Genomic DNA, 18,948 nt, shown 5'->3' on the forward strand with positions numbered 1-18,948 from the left:
GCGCTGGCGCTATGCCACCGCAGCGTCTATCGCGTCGCCGAGCCGCTCAACAACAGCGTCGATTGCTGCGGCGTCTATGATGAAGGGCGGCGCAAGCAGCACATGATCGCCGCGCGCGCCGTCGATCGTGCCCCCCGCGGGATAGACGAGCAGGCCTCGCGCCATCGCCTCGCGCTTGATGCGCGCATGTAATTTGCGGTCCGGATCGAACGGTTCCTTCGACGAACGGTCTTCGACCAACTCGAGCCCCATGAAGAGGCCACGGCCGCGGATGTCGCCGACATGGGCGTGGTTGGAAAAGCGCTCACCGAGGCGCCGGGCGAGATGGGCGCCCATCGCCTTGACGTTGTCGAGCAGGTGGTCCCGCTCGATGACCTCCTGGACGGCAAGCGCTGCCGCACAGGCCATGGGGTGGCACACAAAGGTGTGGCCGTGCTGGAAGAAGCCGGAGCCTTCGGCGAAAGCATCGAAGATACGGCGTGAAAGCAGCACTGCACCAATGGGTTGGTAGCCTCCGCCGAGCCCTTTGGCGATTGTCATCAGGTCGGGCGCGACGCCGTCCTGCTCGCAGGCGTGCAGCGTGCCGGTGCGGCCCATGCCGCACATCACCTCGTCAAGGATGAGGAGCACGCCGTAGCGGTCGCAGATTTCGCGGATGCGCCTGAAATAGCCGGGAACGGCGGGCACCGCTCCTGCTGTCGCGCCGACGACAGGTTCTGCGACGAAGGCCATGACAGTCTCCGGACCGAGTTCGAGAATTTTGTCCTCGAGCGCCTGGGCGGCGCGCAGGCCGTAGGCCGCCTCGCTCTCACCGGCTTCCTGGTAGCGGTAGGCGTAGCATGGATCGATGTGATGCGCGTCGATCAGCAATGGGCGGAATTGGGCACGGCGCCACTCATTACCGCCAGCGGCGAGAGCACCGAGCGTGTTGCCGTGATAGCTCTGGCGGCGGGCGATGACGTTTCGCCGCTCCGACTTGCCAGTCTCGACGAAAAACTGACGTGCCATCTTCAGCGCCGCCTCCACCGCCTCGGAGCCGCCGGACACGAAATAGACGTGGCTTATGCCTTGCGGCGCGCCGGCGACCAGCTTGTCGGCCAGCGCCTCGGCCGGCTCATTGGTGAAGAAGCTGGTGTGGGCGTAGGCGAGCTTGTCGGCCTGTGCGTGGAGCGCGGCCGTCACGTCGGGATGGCCGTGGCCGAGGCAGGAAACCGCCGCCCCCCCTGAAGCGTCGATATAGGCGAGGCCATCGCGGTCGAAGAGTTCGATACCCTTGCCGCCAGCCACGACGGGCAGGGTCACATGGATCTGGCGATGCAGGATGTGTGTCATTCTTTCCTCGATTGACGATGGCGCGATTTGCAGCGAACTTACCATGCAACATATGTTACATAGTGCGCAACACTGAAACAGTTGGATTGAACTTATGATCGTCGACAGGAGCATAACCGACCCCGGACTCATCGCGCCGACGGCAATCGCCGTTGCGCCGAACGGTGGACGGCGTGGCAAGGAAGACCACCCTGCCCTGCCGATCGGCCCCCAGGAACTGGCCCGGACCGCCGCAGCCTGCCTCGAGGCGGGCGCCGCCATGATCCATGCGCATGTCCGCGATCGCGACGGCGGCCATTTGCTCGACGCGCATGCCTATCGCGAGGTGACGAAAGCGATACGTGATGCGGTGGGCGAGCGGCTGATTATCCAGATCACCAGCGAAGCGGTCGGCCGATACCAACCGGCCGAGCAGATGGCGGTAGTGCGCGCTACCCGCCCCGAGGCGGTTTCGCTGGCGCTGCGCGAACTGGTACCCGACCCTTCCCATGAGACCGCTTTCGCGGAGTTCCTGTGGTGGTTGAAGAGCGAGCGGATCGCCCCTCAGATCATCCTCTACGCGCCCGAGGAGGCGTCGGCCCTAGCCGCCATGCAGCAGCGCGGGCTAGTGCCTTTCGAGAATATCCCGGTGCTTTATGTGCTCGGCCGCTATACGCCAGGACAGGTTTCGCGGCCGGCCGACCTGCTTCCCTTCCTTGCGCATGACCGTCCACGCTTCGCACACTGGATGGTCTGCGCCTTCGGCCGGGAAGAAACCGCCTGCGTCACGGCCGGTGCGCTGCTGGGCGGTCATGCCCGCGTCGGCTTTGAGAACAATTTTTCTCTGCCTGATGGCACAACCGCCATGGACAATGCGGCGCTTGTGGCTGCGACCAGATGCGCCCTGACCGCCTGCGGCGTCAGGACCGCCCGAGCCAACGACCTCCGCGCCGCCTGGTCGGTCCAACGCTAACGCTCACCCACACCTTGATGCAGATGTGTTCGCTTCGCACAGGTGCAAGCAAGACCGCTGGCGTCTATCGCCTCAGCGCGTAGACATTGCCCTTTTCGCTGTCCATCGGCAGTGCCACATCGTCCTCCAGCAAACGGGTGATCCGGGCAAAGCCCGTAAAAGCCTTTCTTGCTTCCTCGGCAGACATCTCGCCTGTCAGAGCTGCAGCGCAGCAGTTCAGTGCGCATTGATACACCGGCCCGCGCCGCCCCCTTGGCCATTTCCGCAAGAACGCCATCGCTTCCCTAACACCGTCGATGTCTTCCACCGGTTGCCCCGGCCCACGCGAAATTCGCACTGGCGAAAAGAATTGCAGACGATCCATTGGTTCCTTCCGGTCGATCGCGATGCATTCGATCAACCTAGTTAAATTCACGGCCAGCCAATTGGTTCCCGGCAAAGGGCCTGGGGCCCTCGATAAAGTGGCAGCGGACCAGCTGAATGAATCGCCGGCTATGGCCCGACTTCTTGGCGTTGTGGGAACGTTCAGGGGGGCTGGTGCATTTCGACTTCAGCAATGATCCTTGAGGGAAATGCCAGGTTATGAGAATAGCCCATGTGGCACCGCTTCATGAATCCGTGCCGCCCCGGCTCTATGGAGGCACGGAGCGCATTGTCTCCTATCTGACCGAAGGATTGGTCGAGCTTGGCCATGATGTAACCTTGTTCGCCAGCGGCGACACAAGGACGTCGGCAAAATTGGTGCCGTGTCGCGAGCGTGCGCTGCGTCTTGATCCACGTCCGCTAAAATCCGAGACAGCCGCGCATCTCTTGATGCTGTCTGAGGTGAAAAAGCGAGCTCAACAATTTGATATCATTCACTTCCACCTTAGTCATTTCTTGCACTTTTCCTTCTTCTCGCACATATCGGAGCGGACGGTGACAACGCCACATGGCAGGCTCGACTATGTCGATCTGGCGCCGGCCTACGAGCGTTTTCCGCGCTTCCCGATGATCTCCGTCTCCCGCAGCCAAAGAATGGGGCTCGCCAATGCCAACTGGCTGGCGACGATCCACCACGGGCTCCCGACCGATATCTACGAACCGACTTTCGAGACGGACAGAGGAGAACCTTACCTTGCCTTCCTTGGCCGGATGTCGCGCGACAAGCGTCCGGATCGTGCCATCGAGATCGCGCAGCGATCGGGGCTGAAACTGAAGCTTGCGGCAAAGATAGGCGACGACGATCGCGCCTACTTCCACAAGGTGGTCGAGCCGCTGATCGACGGTGACCGTGTCGACTATGTCGGCGAGATCGAGGAGAACAAGAAGGCGGAATTCCTCGGCAAGGCGGTCGGCCTTGTATTCCCGATCGACTGGCCCGAGCCGTTCGGTCTTGCCGTCATAGAGGCGATGGCCTGCGGCACGCCGGTGATCGCCTGGAACGCCGGCGCCATGCCGGAGATCGTCGATCAAGGCGTGACCGGTTTTATCGTGGATTCCATAGAGGGCGCGGTCGCGTTGGTGCCCGGCTTGCGGCGGCTCGACAGGCGGAAGGTGCGAGCTATGTTCGAAAGGCGGTTTTCCGCCAAGAGAATGGCTCGCGACTACGTGGCCGCCTATGCGTGCCTGATCGGCGCCTCTGCCGAAGCAAGAGCGTCGTGAGCGGCGCTATCTCGGGCAGAGAGAGATGTGTAACGAATGACCCAACTCGACGAGCGCAAGCTTGATCCCGCAGTGGCACTTGCCTCCCTGGACGCCACCGCACCTCGAGAGCCGCACCGGCTGTTCGCCCTCAAGCAAGGCGATTGTTTTGCCGTGGCCGACGCCTACGGGGATATCCGCGGCACCGGAGACGGTTTCTTCCGTGACGACACGCGGGTGCTTTCCGAATTCCGACTGGTCGTCGGCGGCCGACAGACATCGCTGCTCGGTGCGTCGCTCAGTCAGGACAATGTCCTCTTCACCTCCAACCTGACCAATCTGCCGATGCAGAGCGTCCGCGGCCGGGACATTCCGCAGGGCGCGATCCATATTGAACGCACCAGGCTACTTTGGCAGGATCGGCTGTTTGAACGCATCACGCTTTCCAATTACAGCCAGGAACACTCCACCATCCGCGTTTCGCTGCATTTTGCAGCCGATTTCCGCGACATGTTCGAAGTGCGCGGCTCGACAAGGCCAAAGCGCGGGATGGCCCATGCTGCCGTGACGGATACGACCTCCGTCCTGTTTCGCTATGACGGGTTGGACGGGCTGGCGCGAATCTCGGCGATATCGTTCTCGCAGGCGCCTGACCATCTGATGACCGACCGAGCGGATTTCCTGATTGCCGTGACGAAGCGCAGCAGCAAGGTGCTGTATGTCGAAGTCGGTTCCGAGGTGGCGGAAGCGCCGAACCGCGATCGTTTCCGCGCCGCCGCGGCCAGGGCTCGTTTCGGCATGCGAGCCAAACGCCGCCATGGCGCCACGACGCACAGTTCAGGGCGCGTTTTCAACGATTGGATCGAGCGCGCCCGGGCGGATGTGGCACTGCTGACCACTGAGCTCGCGACCGGACCTTACCCCTATGCGGGCATCCCTTGGTTTTCGACGGCGTTTGGTCGCGACGGCGTGATCTCTGCGCTGCAGATGCTGTGGCTCAACCCGGGCCTCGCGCGGGGCGTTCTGGCCTTCCTTGCCCAACACCAGGCGACAGAAACGTTGCCGTTCAGCGATTCGCAGCCTGGCAAGATCATGCATGAGACCCGCAAGGGCGAGATGGCGGCGCTGCGGGAGCTCCCCTTCGGCCGCTACTATGGCGGCGTCGATACAACCCCGCTCTACATTCATCTCGCCTGCGCCTTTGCTGACCGTACCGGTGACATGGCGTTCATCGACAGCCTGTGGCAGTCGCTCTGCGCAGCGGCCGAATGGACCGAGGAGGCAAGCCGGGCGACCGGTTTCGTTACCTATCAACGTGCCGCCGAGTCCGGCCTTACCAACCAGGGATGGAAAGACAGCATCGATTCCGTCTTCCATGCAGATGGCCGCATCCCCAAGGGACCGATTGCCCTGGTGGAGGTGCAAGGCTACGTCTTTGCCGCATTCCGGGGACTGGCGGCGCTCGCCCGTCGCCGCGGCGAGGACGACAGGGCCGATCATTGGGACAGCCGTGCCGAGGCCATGCGCGCCGCTGTGGAACGTCATTTCTGGCTGGACGATCTCGGCTTCTATGCCTTGGCGATCGACGGCGCCGGCGAGCCTTGCAAGGTGCGGGCGTCTAATGTCGGGCACCTTCTCTATGTCGGTCTCCCCGACCCGGTACGGGCGAAGATGGTCGCCGATCAGCTGCTTTCGGCGTCCTTCCATTCGGGCTGGGGGCTGAGGACGCTCGCCGACGATGCCGTGTTCTTCAACCCGATGTCGTACCACAACGGCTCGATCTGGCCGCATGACACCGCCATGTGCGGCGCCGGTCTGGCACGCTACGGTGAGCGTGAAAGCGTGGTCCGGCTGATGAACAGTACTTTCGAATCGGCGGTCCATTTCAATATGCGGTTGCCCGAGTTGTTCTGCGGTTTTACCCGCGCGCCGGGCGAAGCACCGATCGCCTATCCCGTCGCCTGCTTGCCGCAGGCATGGTCGGCCGGGTCCGCCTTCATGCTGATGCAGGCCTGCCTTGGCATGGAAATCGACGGCTGGGACAGCGAAATCCGCGTGGCCCGTCCCAGGCTGCCGATTGGCATAGACACGCTCACACTGAGGCACCTGCGCGTAGGCGCGACGGTGGTCGACCTCAACTTCCAACGTGTCGGAGACAGGGTCGTCGCCTTCCTCTCCGATCGACATGAGGGGTTGGTGCCGCTCATCGTGCGGACCTAGCCTGGCTTTGCGCATCGAACTGATCGCGGCGCTCCAATTGTCGGAACCCCTGGCCCGATCCGTGCGTTTCGTAAACCTCACGCCGGCACACGGCAGCTTGTCACCAGTGGCCGGCTGCGGGTTCGAAAAAGAAAAAGGTCACCGACCGGCTGGAGGAAAATTCGTCGTTCCAATGTCAGACTATGGCATAGAGGTACTCTGGGTTCTGATCCTTGCAAGCCTCGGCATTTCCGCTGTTGCCGTGGTGGTGTTTTCGGTATCCCATCGGCGTCAAAGCACACCTGCCGTCGCGTACGCCACCGGCGAGGACGTGGCTTCGGAAGCGGCACGCAAAGTGCTGCGGGAGTTTGAAAAGAACGGCCACTCGGCCGATGCAGCGCTGATCGCTTGGTCGCCCGACATCTTGCGCAAGATCCTGGCCGACGATCTGCCGGATACGCAGGTAATCGTGGTGTCCAACCGCGAACCCTACATTCACAACGTCGAGGATGATGGCGTCGAACTCGTGGTACCGGCCAGCGGATTGGTTTCGGCGCTCGAGCCGATCACCCGTGCGTGCGCCGGTACTTGGATCGCCTATGGCGGCGGAACAGCGGACCGTCTCACGGTCGACAAGAACGACCGGATTGAGGTGCCGCCCGACAACCCGTCCTACGCGCTGCGCAGGGTCTGGCTGACGGAGGCGGAATACCAGGGCTATTATCTGGGTTTCGCCAACGAAGGTCTGTGGCCGCTTTGCCATATCGCCTTCACCCGCCCGATTTTTCGCGCCTCGGATTGGGAGGCCTATGAGGCCGTCAACCGGAAGTTCGCCGATACGGTGGTTACCGAAGCGCGCAACGAGCGGCCGATCGTGCTGGTCCAGGACTACCACTTCGCGCTTTTGCCGCGCATGATCCGCGAGCGCCTGCCCGAAGCGATCGTCATCACGTTCTGGCATATCCCATGGCCCAACTCGGAAGTGTACAGCATCTGTCCATGGCGTGAACGGATCCTGGAAGGTTTGCTCGGCAGCTCCATCGTCGGCTTCCATACCCAGTTCCATGCAAACAATTTTGCCGAAAGCGTCGATCGCTTCCTGGAAAGTCGTATAGAGCGGGCCGATGCGGCGATCTCCTACGGCGGAAGGACGACGCTGGTGCACGCTTATCCCATCTCCATAGAATGGCCGGCGGAACTTTTGGCAAAACTGCCTGATGTCGACAAATGCCGCGCCCGCCTGCGCCAGAGGTTCGGGTTGAAAGCGGATGTCAAACTGTGCGTCGGCGTCGAGCGTCTCGACTACACGAAGGGCATTCTCGACCGACTTCAGGCGCTGGAAGAATTGTTCACGAGACGTCCCGAATGGGTTGGAAAACTGGTTCTCCTGCAGATTGCGGCGCCCAGCCGAGGCACGCTCCCGGCTTATAGGCAACTCCACGATGAATGCCGCCGCTACGCCGAAGAGCTCAACCAGCGCTATGGCAGCGAGGATTACAATCCTGTCCTGATGGTTATCGAACATCACGCGCAGGAACAGGTCTACGAGATCTATCGCGCCGCCGACATCTGTATGGTCACCAGCCTGCATGACGGCATGAACTTGGTGGCTAAGGAATTCGTCGCAGCGCGCGACGACGAACAGGGCGTGCTGCTGCTCAGCACCTTTGCCGGCGCCTCGCGCGAACTCCTTGAGGCGCTGATCGTCAATCCCTACGATACGGCCATGATGAGCGACGCGCTGCTGCGGGCGCTGACCATGACGCCAGACGAACAGCGCGAGCGCATGCGGCCCATGCGCGAGATGGTACGCAACAACAATGTCTATCGCTGGGCCGGCAGTATGCTTCTCGATGCGGCCCGCCTTCGCAAGCGCGGCGACCTCGACCGGGTAACGGCTGCCGGCGAGCGGCCATCGAACAACAACAACGTCATTCCGATATTCGAGCCGACAAGAAAAGCAGCGTCCTGACGAGCCTTCGGCTGCTGCGGGCGCGTCAACGCCCCCTGCCCCATTGCCTTAGACCACTGGAGGAAGCTGATCAGCCGATCTTCCCGTCCACGATGTGAATGCGGCGATCCATGCGCGCCGCCATTTCGAGGTCATGCGTAACCGCCACGACGGTCTTGCCGCGCTCGCGCACCAGATTCTCCAGGATTGTGAAAACCTGCTCGGAGCTCGTGCTGTCGAGGCTCCCCGTCGGCTCATCCGCGAGGATAAGTGGCGGGTCGTTGGCGAGCGAGCGTGCCACCGCGACGCGCTGACGCTGGCCGCCCGAGAGCTGGTCAGGCCGCTTGTCGAGATGTTCGCCGAGCCCCAGGGACGAAAGCAGCTCCCCGGCCCGCTCGCGCATTTCAGGCCGCGCCAGTCGGCCCAGCTTGCGCATTGGAATTTCGACATTTTCGCGCGCCGTGAACTCCGGCAGCAGAAAATGAAACTGGAACACGAAGCCCAGCATCGAAAGGCGGGTCCGCGCGCGCTCCCTTTCATTCATCGGCGCGGTGTCGCGGCCGCCTATTCTCAACGTTCCACCGGTCGGCCGGTCGAGCAGCCCGAGCAGATAAAGCAATGAGGACTTGCCGGAGCCGGAGGGACCGGTGACGGCGACGAATTCTCTCTCGTTGATCGCGAGCGTGATGTCCTTGACCAGCGTGACGGGAACCGTCTCGGGCAACACGCGCGTCAGGTTCTCGGTCTCGATAAGCGCGCTCATGATGCGCCTCTGATGATATCGACAGGGTTCAGGCGTGCTGCACGGCGCGCCGGCAGGTAGCCGGCCACTGCCGCCGAGCCGAGCGCGAAAGCCGAGGCGATGACGTAGTGCATCACGCTCCAGGCGATCGGCAGACGCGTCATCTCCTGGCCGGTCGCGGCGATCTCGAAACGCACCAGCGACAGCGCATAGGTCATGGAGAAGCCGAGCAGCCAGCCGAGCGCGGAGCCGGCAGCGCCGATCGCCAGGCCTTCCAGCAGAAAGAGCCGGCGCATGTCCGACTCCGGGAAGCCCAGCGACTTCATGATGGCGATGTCGCGCGCCTTCTCGTGCGTGATGGTGGAGATGATGTTGTAAATGCCGAAGCCCGCGACCAGCATGATCGCGCCAACGACGGTGTACATGATGACGTTGCGCACGACGAGCGCCTCGAGGATCGATTCATTCGCCTCCTGCCATGCCACGGCCTTGTAGCCCAGTTCGGCCTCGGCGCGGTGCGCCACTGCCGGAGCGCGGTTTGGATCGTCGAGCTTGATGCGGATCTCGTTGATGGCGTTCGGCCGCGCCGAGAGTATCTGCGCATTCTTCAGAAGCACATAGGCTTCACCTTCGTCGCGCGCGGTGGTGCCGGTGTGGAACAGACCAGCTATCTTGAAGTTGCGCGTCAGCCCCTCGGAGGAAACCGCGGTTATCGTGTCGCCGAACCCAGCGCCGAGCCGGCCCGCCATTGTGTCGCCGATGAGCACGTTGTTGCCGCCCGCGGCAAGTGCCGAAAAGCTGCCTTCGACGAAGTCTTCGACGATCGGCGATACACCGGATTCGCGCTCGGGTTCGATCCCGATGATCGCCGCGCCCACTTCGCGGCTGGAATAGCGGATCACACCCTGCGTTTTGAGGCTTGCCGCGAACCGGCCGGGAATCCAGCTCTCGAGCCAGGAGGTCGCGGCGGTCGGATTGATGATGCCGCGGCGATCGTCGCGCGGCCTGAGCCCGGAAATCGCGACTGTCGCGAAGGCATCCTCGGCGGGCTGATGGCGGGCGGTGCGCTGCTCGTCTGTGATGTCGACATGCGGCATCGTGTCGACGAGCTGCCTGACGAAATCGTCCTGACCGCCCTGCATCAGCGCCGCCATAGCGATGGAGAAGCCGACACCGACCGCGACGCCGATCACGGCAACCAGCGTCTGGCGACCGCGGCCGGCAATGTGCGTGACGGCGATGTCGAAGATAAGCGGCATCGTTGCTTATCTCTCCTGGGCGGTAATGCTGACGCGCGCCCCGTCGGCGAGGTCGGCGGGATAGGGCGAGACGACGCGGGTCTTCTCGTCGACGCTAGCCTCCCCGTCGACACCCGACAGAACCTCGACGCCATTGGAGCCGCGAATGCCCGTTCGGATCTCACGCCGCCAGGCCTTGTCGCCCTCGACCACGAACACCTTGTTCCCATCCATTGCAATGGACGGGATCAACAGCGCATTTTTCGAAACGCGGATGACGATGTTCACGTCGGTCGACATGCCTATACGAAGTGGCGTGTCGTCCGGCAGGCGGAAGCGGACGCGATAGGTCTTCGTCACCGGATCGCCCTTGGGCGTGACGCTGTCGACCACCGCTTCCAGGTTCTGCCTGAGGAACGCATCGGATCTAAGCAGCGCGCGCTGGCCGACCTCGACCCGGGGTATATCCTCCTCGTTGACCTCGGCAACCACCAGCAGCGGCTTCGGCTCGCCGACCCAGAACAACACCGTGCCGAGCTCGGCGACCTCACCCACCTCGCCGTCCTGCCTGAGCACGACACCGGCGCTCGGCGCACGTAACACGTAGGTGTCGAGTCGCGCCTTCTGTCCGGCAACCAGCGCCTCGATCTGGCCAAGCTCGCTCTGCGCACGATCGAGAGCCTGCTGGCTCGCCGCACGCCTTTCGGCAAGCACGGTCAGCCGCCGGAGCTCTTCCTGGGCAAGCGCTTGACGCGCTTCGAGCTCGCCAAGCACGGCCCGGGCCTCGCTGTCGTCGAGCTTGGCGAGCACATCGCCTTGTGCAACCCTCGACCCCTCGCAATTACATTGCTCGACGATCCTCTCGCGGACCACAGGAGCGACCTTGGCCCAGGTTCGCGGCTCGACGGAGCCACTCGCGTAGACGATTTCCGCCGCGTCGCCACGCTGTGGCGTCACCACCGAAACCTTGGCCGGCTGCCACAGATACCAAGAGCTGAAAGCAGCAGCGGCCGCGACAAGAACAATGCCGACAATCCAGCGTATCCGTCGCAAGAAACTCTCCCCTCCATCATCGAATCCGAACGTCGGGCGGGACGCAGACATAGCATCAGACCGACCGTCGGTCTATAAAAGTTGCATAAGGAAACGGTTCGTGCTCCTCTTGCTCCACCTGACTTAGCGAGGATCGATTTTGGCCCGAGTGATAAAGCCACCGGAAATACGATCCGCCGAGCTTCTCGACTGCGCCCAGCGGCTTTTCTTCGAGCGCGGCTATGACAACACGACGGTGAACGACATCATCCGCGAGGCCGGCCTGTCAAAGGGCGCGTTCTACCACTACTTCGCATCGAAAGAGGCCCTGCTGGAGGCACTCGCCGCACGTCTTGCGCGCGACAGCTTCACCGAGTTGCAGCCCATGCTCAACGATCCATCACTTGACGGGCTTGGCCGGCTCAATGCGCTCTTTGCGGGCTCGCAGCGGTTGAACGTCGAACTCGCTCCGCAACTGCGCAAGACGTTCTTCGTCGTCTTTCGGCCCGAGAACCTTGCCCTCTTCCATCGGGTTGACCAGGCGGTCAGGGAACTGGCCATGCCGATAATCGCCGACCTCCTCCGGAAGGGAAGCGAGGAAGGCGTGCTCGACGTGCCTGATCCGGAAGCTTTTGCCGAGATGTTCTTGCAGCTCCGGCTGATCTTGCGGGATGTGATGCACCGCGCCTTGCGGCAGGCGGAAGGGGGCAATGTCGACGAAGCAGCGCGGCTGCTCGACGATCGGCTGCGGCTCTACGGCATCGCAATCGACCGGCTTTTGAAGTTGCCTGATGGAACGATAAAAGCGGCGCAACCCGGGTTTGCCCGGGCCTTCCTCGAAGCGGGCCCTTGAAGTCGCCAGAGCCGCGGGCAACAATTCACCGCGCATTGATAGACCAGCTCACCCCGACCCAGCGCTCCTCGTACTGCCACGGAGAGGGCTTGCCGACGCTGTCCAAAATCACGGGGGCGTCAGTGAAAGACCTACACTCGCATTCTCTTCCGGCGTCGCGTTCCAGTAGCCGTATGCCGCGGCGGTCCTCAGGAAATACTGGATCGCGTCGGCTGAGGGAGGATCCGAATACCTGTTTCCCCCGGCGATCGGCTTCCCGACGTCCCGGAAGAACCGGCCTATCCCTGGCGTGCTGACGAGGATCATGACGGCCGCTTCGGCCGACAGGTTTCGAAAGGCGTGCTTCGCCCCGCCCGGCACATGGAAAATGTCGCCCGGCCGTATGGATACCCAGACGAAGCCTTCCGGCGACTGCGAAAGGCCTTCGATCTCGCCGGAAATCTGAATGAAGGTTTCTGGGTCGGCATGGCTGTGCAGCGGCACGATAACACCCGGCGGGATAGTGCCGCGCATGGACGCAAGGTTCGCCATCGCGGGGCGGCGTAAGAAACAGGGCCTAGCACGTCGAGCGTCTCGACATTGCGCGGGTCGACGAGATGTCCCGCGCGCTCGCTGATGGTAGTGTCGAACATCCGATGTCTCCCTTCGATTCGTCATCCCGGCGTATTTGCCCACGCGCCGACAAAGGGCGGCAGCATGATGCACATCCGCTGTTCGACAGCCTCTTTGCGCAGTCGCTCGGCGAGCGTATCGACCTTCATTTCAGCGGCGGTCGCGACACCGACGGCTTCGGCCATCGGCAGCAGGCTGCGCAAGGTTCCAGCAATGTAGTCGTAGATTGGCGAGCGGGGCCCGCTGCCGGCCAGGCCGGCGGAATTCATCTGCGGCGCCGGCAGGCCCGCACCGGCGAAGACCATGGGCAGCCTGCCACCCATGTCGACCTCGAAACCCGCCCGCTCGATCGCCCGGCTGAAGAAGACCGGCAAGGTTGCGGCCGCTTTGCCGGCTGGGAACTCGACATGCGGATGCGGCGCCTGACGTCGCCCGCGGGCGAAGCAACGCCGTTGACCGCCGGGGAGTTCAACCTGTTGGCAGCGTTCCTGCAATCTCCACAGCAGATCTTGAGCCGCGAGCAGCTTCTCGCTGCCAGCAGGATTCACGACGAAGAGGTGTTTGACCGCAGTATCGACGTGCAGATATTGCGACTGCGCCGCAAGCTCGAGGTCAACCCGAGCGAGCCGAAGCTCGTTGTCACCGAGCGGGGGGCTGGCTACGTGTTCGCTGCCTCCGTCGAGGTGCTGTGACCTTGCCGAAAGGCGCCACGTTCAAGGCAGAGTGCAAATACGAACGTTCATCGCCTCAGCGCATGCACGCTATCGATATTTTCGCCGCCCAACGGCAGCGCCATGTCGTCGTCGAGCAAGCGCGTGATGCGGGCGAAGCCGGTAAAAGCCTTTCTTGCCTCCTCTGCCGACATCCGGCCCACCAGAGCCGCGGAGCAGCAATTCACCGCGCATTGGTAGACTGGCCCACGCCGGCCTGTTGGCCATTTACGCAAGAACTCCATCGCTTCGGCTACGCTATCAATTTCTTCGGTAGGGTTTTCCTGCCCACGTGAAATCCGCACAGGCGTAAAAAATTGCAGGCGATCCATCGTTTCCTCCCGGTTTGATCGCAATGTGCTTGATCGAAACCTTATTGAACTTACGGCTGGCCATTTGGTTTCCGGCAAAACAGAGCCGGTGCTGAAAAAGGTAGGCCCAAAAACAAAGTGTCTCATATCATTCGAATGAAATCGAATCACCAAACGTGACAAACGAAGCGAACAACGTTGCGCGCCGATAAGCGCGGTTCTCATGGAATAATTATCGAATATCTCTAGGGCGAGCTCCGCTTCCTGGGCGATTGGCGCCTCAATGCGCCCGCTCTATCCACCGACCATTTCGGCCAGTCTGCGCACCGTGTTCCAATTGCGCGAGGTGCCGACGCCGAGCCGTTTATGGCCTATTGCCGCTAGAAGGCGCGAATTCGGCTTCTCGCGCGAAAAGCAGATCCAGATGTCGCCGCCGACCGGCTGCATCCTTTCATCCTTGCCGGCATAGGCCTCCAGCGCCGTGACGGCTTCAGCGGGAACGGGCCTGCGCATCACGCGCACCGCCACCTGGTCCGCCGCGGCAGCCGATTCGGCGGGAAACGGATTGCCGGCCGCAAGCCTCAACCAGTCATCCGCGCGGCGCACGATGATGTCGACATGGCGGCTGAAGGTCCTTTCGAACGCCGTCTCCAACCGGCGTTCCAACGCGGCGATTTCTGTCTCTTTCGCCTCGAAGACCAGGTTGCCAGTCGCCACCAGTGTGCGCGGGTTGTTCAGCCCCAGGCCTTCCGCCATGGCCCTGAGATCGGACATGACGACCCGGCGCCCATCGCCCAGGATGATGCTGTAAAGCAGAGCGACATAGGTTTGCATGGCGGCGGCCGGTGGCCAGCCTAGACCAGCCGCGACTGTTCCACCGCGGCCTCGATGAAGCTGGCAAACAGCGGGTGCGGGTCGAGCGGCCTGCTTTTCAGCTCGGGATGGTACTGCACGCCGATGAACCAGGGATGGTCGGGGTATTCGACCGTTTCCGGCAGCACGCCGTCCGGCGACATGCCGGCAAAGACCAGGCCGCAATCCTCGAGCCGCTCCTTGTAGTCGATATTGACTTCATAGCGGTGGCGGTGGCGCTCGGAAATCTGCGTATCACCGTAGATGTCGGCGATTTTCGAGCCCTTGGCGAGATCCGCCTGATAGGCGCCGAGCCGCATGGTGCCGCCGAGGTCGCCGGTTTCCCTGCGCTTCTCCAGCATGTTGCCCTTCAGCCACTCCGTCATCAGGCCGACGACCGGTTCCTCGGTCGGGCCGAACTCGGTCGACGAGGCGTGCTCGACGCCGGCCAGCGAACGCGCCGCCTCGATGCAGGCCATCTGCATGCCGAAGCAGATACCGAAATACGGCACTTTTCGCTCGCGGGCGAACTTCGCCGCCAGGATCTTGCCTTCCGCGCCGCGCTCGCCAAAGCCGCCGGGGACCAGAATGCCATGGACCTTTTCCAACCACGGCGCCGGATCTTCCTTCTCGAATATCTCGCTCTCGATCCAGTCGAGCTTGACCCTGACGTGGTTGGCGAGGCCGCCATGCGACAGCGCCTCGATCAGCGATTTGTAGGCGTCCTTGAGGCCCGTGTATTTGCCGACGACGGCTATGGTCACCTCGCCTTCCGGGTTGTGGATGCAGTTGGACACCGCTTGCCAGGGCTCCATGCGCGGCTTCGGCGCCGGATCGATGCCGAAGGCGGCCAGCACCTCCGAATCCAGCCCTTCATTGTGATAGGCCATCGGCACGTCGTAGATGTGCGGCACGTCGAGTGCCTGGATGACCGCGCTCTCGCGCACATTGCAGAACAGCGATAGTTTGCGGCGCTCTTCCCTGGGGATGGGACGGTCGGCGCGGACCAGCAGGATGTCGGGCGCGATGCCGATGCCGCGCAATTCCTTGACCGAATGCTGGGTCGGCTTGGTCTTCAATTCGCCCGCCGTTGGAATGTAGGGCATAAGCGTCAGGTGCACGTAGACGGCGTTGTTGCGCGGCAGATCGTTGCCGAGCTGGCGGATCGCCTCCAGGAACGGCATCGCCTCGATGTCGCCGACGGTACCGCCGATCTCGCACAGGACGAAATCATAGTCGTCATTGCCGTTGAGGATGAAATTCTTGATCTCGTCGGTGACGTGCGGAATGACCTGCACGGTGGCACCAAGATAATCGCCGCGCCGCTCGCGCTCGATGATGTTCTTGTAGATGCGACCGGTGGTGATGTTGTCTTGCTGGTTGGCCGAGCGGCCGGTGAAGCGCTCGTAGTGGCCAAGATCGAGATCGGTCTCGGCGCCGTCATCAGTGACGAAGACTTCGCCATGCTGGTAGGGCGACATCGTGCCGGGATCGACATTGAGATAGGGGTCAAGCTTTTTTATGCGCGCGCGATAGCCTCGCGCCTGCAAGAGAGCCCCAAGGGCCGCCGCAGCGATGCCTTTTCCAAGTGAGGAGACCACGCCGCCTGTGATGAATACATATCGCGCCATGGGAGTCATCGCTTAACGCGGCTGAGTTGATTCCGCCAGAGAAAAAACCGCCGCGAAGGGTTTTTCCTAAGAATGCGCTCTGATCGTAGGCAAACCAAAACAAAAGGGCCGGCGAGGCCGGCCCTTCCGGTACGGTTTGTTAAGGCGTCAGATAATGACGACCTTGGTGCCTACTTTCACCCGACGATAAAGGTCCATGACGTGCTCGTTGATCATGCGGAAGCAGCCGTTGGAGGCGCTCGTTCCGATCGACTGCGGCGCGATGGTACCGTGAATGCGCAGGTGGGTGTCCTTCTTGCCGTCATAAAGGTAAATGGCGCGCGCGCCGAGCGGATTTTCACCGCCGCCGGGCATGCCGTCCTTGTATTGGCCGTAATGCTTCGGCTCGCGCTTCTGCATGTCGAGCGTCGGAATCCAGCGCGGCCATTCCTGCTTGTCGCCAACGGCGACCGTGCCCTTGAACTGCAGGCCTTCACGACCGACCGCGATCGCATAACGGCGGGCGGTCCATGAGGATTCGACGAGGTAGAGGCGGCGCGCGCTGGTATCGATGACGATGGTGCCGGGACTGTAGCCGGTGAATTCGACCTCTTGCGGCACGAACTCCGGGTTCACCTTGAACTGCCTCTTGGCTTCCTTCCTGGCGAGGGCGGCGTCGAGGGCGCGCGTCTCGGGGAGCAGCGACATCGAAGAGGACGAGGACGCGCCTCCGAACAGGCCGGCGAAGAGCCCGACGCTCTGCGGCTTCTGTCCGACAGCCTCGCTGCGCAATTCGCCATTGTTGCGGATCAGCGCGACGTTCATGGGCTCGGCTGAGACGGGCTCGGCCGATTGGATCGGTGCGATGGGTTGAACCGGTTCGATGATTTTGACAGCCTTCCTCGCCGGCTTGGCGCCGGCCAGCGCAGCGGGCTTATTCTTCTTGGCAAGAAACGCCTGCCGTTCCGCGTCGGCCTTGGCTTTGGCCGCCGCGCGCATCGCCAGCTTCCTGGACTCGACCGCCTTGGCTCGAGCAGCCTGCTTGTCGGCCGCGATCTTTGCTTCGATCTTCTTGATCTGGGCAAGATCGTCCGGGGTCGGGTCTTTCTTCTTCTTGAGGAGCTTCAGTTGCGCCGCATCGCTTTTGGCGGCGACGTTGACGACGTCAGTTGTTACTGCGTCCTTAGAGGCCGAATTGCTTGCCGGCATGGCCGCGTAAGCGGGCACACCCAGGCTGAGCGCGGCACATAGGCCGGCTAAAATGAAGCTGCGAAGCTGCATGGCGAAGATCCGATCGTTCTATGCTTGTTGCCCACGGCGTCGCCCGGCGTCCCCCAAGGACCCCGATAGTGCCGCGCACAATCTATAATCGATTAGCCGGAGACGCCTCAAGCGCCCTGTCGTGCCGTGCCCGGTCGAATCTTCGTGATCGTGCGGCATTTGCCGCGACTGTGTTCAAACAACAACAGATCGCGGCGCCGAACGCTGCCGATTACTGGTTTGGAACTTGCGGCGTTACTGGCAGGGTGACGCCGTTTGTGGCCGGTGGCGTGGTCGAGCCCGCCGCTGGCGGTGCAGCGGGAGCCGGCGCCGCGGCATCATCGCCGGAAGGCGGCGTTGGCGCCGTATTGCCGGAAGGCGGCGTCGGCGCCGTGTTGCCAGAAGGTGGCGTCGGCGTCGTGGTGCCAGGCAACTGGTCGAGCACGCCGCCGCTCGCGCCATTCGCCGCGGGCACACGATCGAGAATGTCGATCGGCTTTTCGCTGTAACGAGCGACGATCGACAACGTCAGCGAGGTGGCGAAGAACGCCGCAGCCAGGATCGCCGTCGCCCGCGTCAGCGCGTTGGCGGCACCGCGCGCTGTCATGAAGCCCGATCCGCCGCCGATGCCAAGGCCGCCGCCTTCAGAGCGCTGCAACAGCACCACGCCGACAAGAGCGAGCACGACCATGAGGTGGACGACGATCAGTATGGTTTCCATAATTTATCCTGGCAAAGCCCTGCACGGCCGCAGATACGGCCGCTGATTTGGAGGCGGCTCAATACAATGCTTTGACGGCATTTCCAAGCCCGTGGCCGGAAAATGGGAAGCGATGCGCCCTTTGCAACGATTTCCGCTTCGGCACAGTTCGTCCGAAGTCACTGACGGGCTTCGGATTCTACGAGATATTTCGATAGGCTTCGGCAATGCCGAGAAAGTCTGCCGCCTTCAGGCTGGCACCGCCGACCAGCGCACCGTCGACATTTTTCACGCCGAGCAATTCGACCGCGTTCGACGGCTTGACCGAGCCGCCATAGAGGATGCGCATCTTCGCTGCCGCGCTGCCAAGCTTTTCCGACAGTTTTTCGCGAATATGAGCATGCGCCTCAGCAACGTCGGCGGCGGTCGGCGTCAGTCCCGTGCCGATCGCCCATACCGGTTCGTAGGCGATGACGGTGTTCGACGCCGTGGCATTGGGCGGCACCGAGCCGGCGACCTGGCGCGACAGCACGTCGAGCGTAGCGCCCACCTCGCGTTCGGCTTTCGTCTCACCGATGCAGATGATGGCCACCAGCCCGGCACGCCATGCGGCGGATGCCTTGGCCTGCACAATGGCGTCGTCCTCGTGGTGATCGGCGCGGCGTTCGGAATGACCGACGATGACGTGGCTGGCGCCTGCATCTTTCAGCATCTCGGCCGAAATACAGCCGGTATGGGCGCCGCTCTCCTTGGCGTGGCAATCCTCGCCCCCTGCCCGCACCGGCGTGCGCGACAAAATCTCTGCGGCGTGCGCGAGCAGCGTCGCCGGAACGCAGACCAGCGCTTCGGTCTCCGCATCAAGGCCGCTCATGAAGCCGTTGCCGATCATCCTGAGTTCGTTGAGCGAGGCGCTGGTGCCGTTCATTTTCCAGTTGCCTGCGACCAATGGGCGGATTCCTGGCGTCATGGGA

The 18,948-nt window shown here is 62.7% G+C and carries 18 protein-coding genes; 6 read left to right on the plus strand and 12 right to left on the minus strand.

The window, feature by feature from the left end:
* Positions 1–9: 9 nt before the first annotated feature.
* On the minus strand, positions 10–1,332 hold the full coding sequence (locus E5X88_RS15275; protein ID WP_292162587.1) for an aspartate aminotransferase family protein: 1,323 nt from the start codon (positions 1,330–1,332) through the stop codon (positions 10–12).
* A 94-nt stretch (positions 1,333–1,426) separates the two neighbouring features.
* On the opposite strand from E5X88_RS15275, the gene E5X88_RS15280 reads away from it, so the two are divergent.
* Positions 1,427–2,284, plus strand: coding sequence for a 3-keto-5-aminohexanoate cleavage protein (locus tag E5X88_RS15280; protein ID WP_292162589.1), 858 nt, complete (start codon positions 1,427–1,429; stop codon positions 2,282–2,284).
* A 64-nt stretch (positions 2,285–2,348) separates the two neighbouring features.
* On the opposite strand, the gene E5X88_RS15285 is transcribed toward E5X88_RS15280, so the two are convergent.
* Entirely contained in the window at positions 2,349–2,648 is a 300-nt protein-coding gene (locus E5X88_RS15285; RefSeq protein WP_292162590.1) for a DUF982 domain-containing protein, read from the minus strand.
* Between the two features lie 218 nt (positions 2,649–2,866).
* Here E5X88_RS15285 and E5X88_RS15290 point away from each other — a divergent pair, with 218 nt between their 5' ends.
* The 3 genes from E5X88_RS15290 (at position 2,867) to E5X88_RS15300 (ending at position 8,078) form a co-directional block, all read left to right on the plus strand.
* Complete coding sequence (locus tag E5X88_RS15290; RefSeq protein ID WP_292162592.1) at positions 2,867–3,928, plus strand: glycosyltransferase family 4 protein; 1,062 nt, start codon at positions 2,867–2,869, stop codon at positions 3,926–3,928.
* A gap of 36 nt (positions 3,929–3,964) precedes the next feature.
* Positions 3,965–6,127 (plus strand): amylo-alpha-1,6-glucosidase, encoded by a 2,163-nt coding sequence (locus tag E5X88_RS15295; RefSeq protein ID WP_292162593.1) that lies wholly within the window; start codon positions 3,965–3,967, stop codon positions 6,125–6,127.
* A gap of 172 nt (positions 6,128–6,299) precedes the next feature.
* Positions 6,300–8,078 (plus strand): trehalose-6-phosphate synthase, encoded by a 1,779-nt coding sequence (locus tag E5X88_RS15300; RefSeq protein ID WP_292162595.1) that lies wholly within the window; start codon positions 6,300–6,302, stop codon positions 8,076–8,078.
* 70 nt (positions 8,079–8,148) lie between these two features.
* Here E5X88_RS15300 and E5X88_RS15305 read toward each other — a convergent pair whose 3' ends face one another.
* From E5X88_RS15305 to E5X88_RS15315, 3 genes are read right to left on the minus strand one after another with little or no spacing between them, the layout of a single operon-like run.
* On the minus strand, positions 8,149–8,820 hold the full coding sequence (locus E5X88_RS15305) for an ABC transporter ATP-binding protein (RefSeq protein WP_292162597.1): 672 nt from the start codon (positions 8,818–8,820) through the stop codon (positions 8,149–8,151).
* Entirely contained in the window at positions 8,817–10,058 is a 1,242-nt protein-coding gene (locus E5X88_RS15310; protein ID WP_292162598.1) for an ABC transporter permease, read from the minus strand. Before E5X88_RS15310 ends, E5X88_RS15305 begins: the two co-directional genes overlap by 4 nt.
* 6 nt (positions 10,059–10,064) lie before the next feature.
* Positions 10,065–11,090: an efflux RND transporter periplasmic adaptor subunit gene (locus E5X88_RS15315; RefSeq protein ID WP_292162599.1), complete on the minus strand. Its 1,026-nt coding sequence runs from the start codon at positions 11,088–11,090 to the stop codon at positions 10,065–10,067.
* 148 nt (positions 11,091–11,238) lie between these two features.
* On the opposite strand from E5X88_RS15315, the gene E5X88_RS15320 reads away from it, so the two are divergent.
* Positions 11,239–11,922: a TetR/AcrR family transcriptional regulator gene (locus E5X88_RS15320; RefSeq protein ID WP_292162931.1), complete on the plus strand. Its 684-nt coding sequence runs from the start codon at positions 11,239–11,241 to the stop codon at positions 11,920–11,922.
* 108 nt (positions 11,923–12,030) lie between these two features.
* Here the strand turns inward: E5X88_RS15320 and E5X88_RS15325 are convergent, their stop codons facing one another.
* Positions 12,031–12,435 carry a cupin domain-containing protein gene (locus E5X88_RS15325; protein WP_292162600.1) on the minus strand — a complete coding sequence of 135 codons (405 nt, stop codon included), beginning with the start codon at positions 12,433–12,435 and terminating at the stop codon, positions 12,031–12,033.
* Between the two features lie 83 nt (positions 12,436–12,518).
* Here E5X88_RS15325 and E5X88_RS15330 point away from each other — a divergent pair, with 83 nt between their 5' ends.
* On the plus strand, positions 12,519–13,226 hold the full coding sequence (locus E5X88_RS15330; protein WP_292162601.1) for a winged helix-turn-helix domain-containing protein: 708 nt from the start codon (positions 12,519–12,521) through the stop codon (positions 13,224–13,226).
* A gap of 47 nt (positions 13,227–13,273) precedes the next feature.
* Here the strand turns inward: E5X88_RS15330 and E5X88_RS15335 are convergent, their stop codons facing one another.
* From E5X88_RS15335 to tpiA, 6 genes are all read right to left on the minus strand, one after another.
* A complete protein-coding gene (locus E5X88_RS15335) occupies positions 13,274–13,576 on the minus strand; it encodes a DUF982 domain-containing protein (protein WP_292162603.1) in 303 nt (100 codons plus the stop codon).
* Positions 13,577–13,849: 273 nt separating this feature from the next.
* Positions 13,850–14,389 carry a DUF1697 domain-containing protein gene (locus E5X88_RS15340; RefSeq protein WP_292162605.1) on the minus strand — a complete coding sequence of 180 codons (540 nt, stop codon included), beginning with the start codon at positions 14,387–14,389 and terminating at the stop codon, positions 13,850–13,852.
* 20 nt (positions 14,390–14,409) lie between these two features.
* Positions 14,410–16,047 carry a CTP synthase gene (locus tag E5X88_RS15345; protein ID WP_292162607.1) on the minus strand — a complete coding sequence of 546 codons (1,638 nt, stop codon included), beginning with the start codon at positions 16,045–16,047 and terminating at the stop codon, positions 14,410–14,412.
* A gap of 138 nt (positions 16,048–16,185) precedes the next feature.
* Positions 16,186–17,298, minus strand: coding sequence for a L,D-transpeptidase (locus E5X88_RS15350; protein ID WP_292162608.1), 1,113 nt, complete (start codon positions 17,296–17,298; stop codon positions 16,186–16,188).
* A gap of 211 nt (positions 17,299–17,509) precedes the next feature.
* On the minus strand, positions 17,510–17,998 hold the full coding sequence (gene secG / locus E5X88_RS15355; RefSeq protein ID WP_292162610.1) for a preprotein translocase subunit SecG: 489 nt from the start codon (positions 17,996–17,998) through the stop codon (positions 17,510–17,512).
* A gap of 178 nt (positions 17,999–18,176) precedes the next feature.
* Positions 18,177–18,944 (minus strand): triose-phosphate isomerase, encoded by a 768-nt coding sequence (tpiA, locus tag E5X88_RS15360; RefSeq protein ID WP_292162613.1) that lies wholly within the window; start codon positions 18,942–18,944, stop codon positions 18,177–18,179.
* Between the last annotated feature and the right edge of the window lie 4 nt (positions 18,945–18,948).

Source organism: Mesorhizobium sp. (genome assembly GCF_004962245.1).
GTDB lineage: Bacteria > Pseudomonadota > Alphaproteobacteria > Rhizobiales > Rhizobiaceae > Mesorhizobium.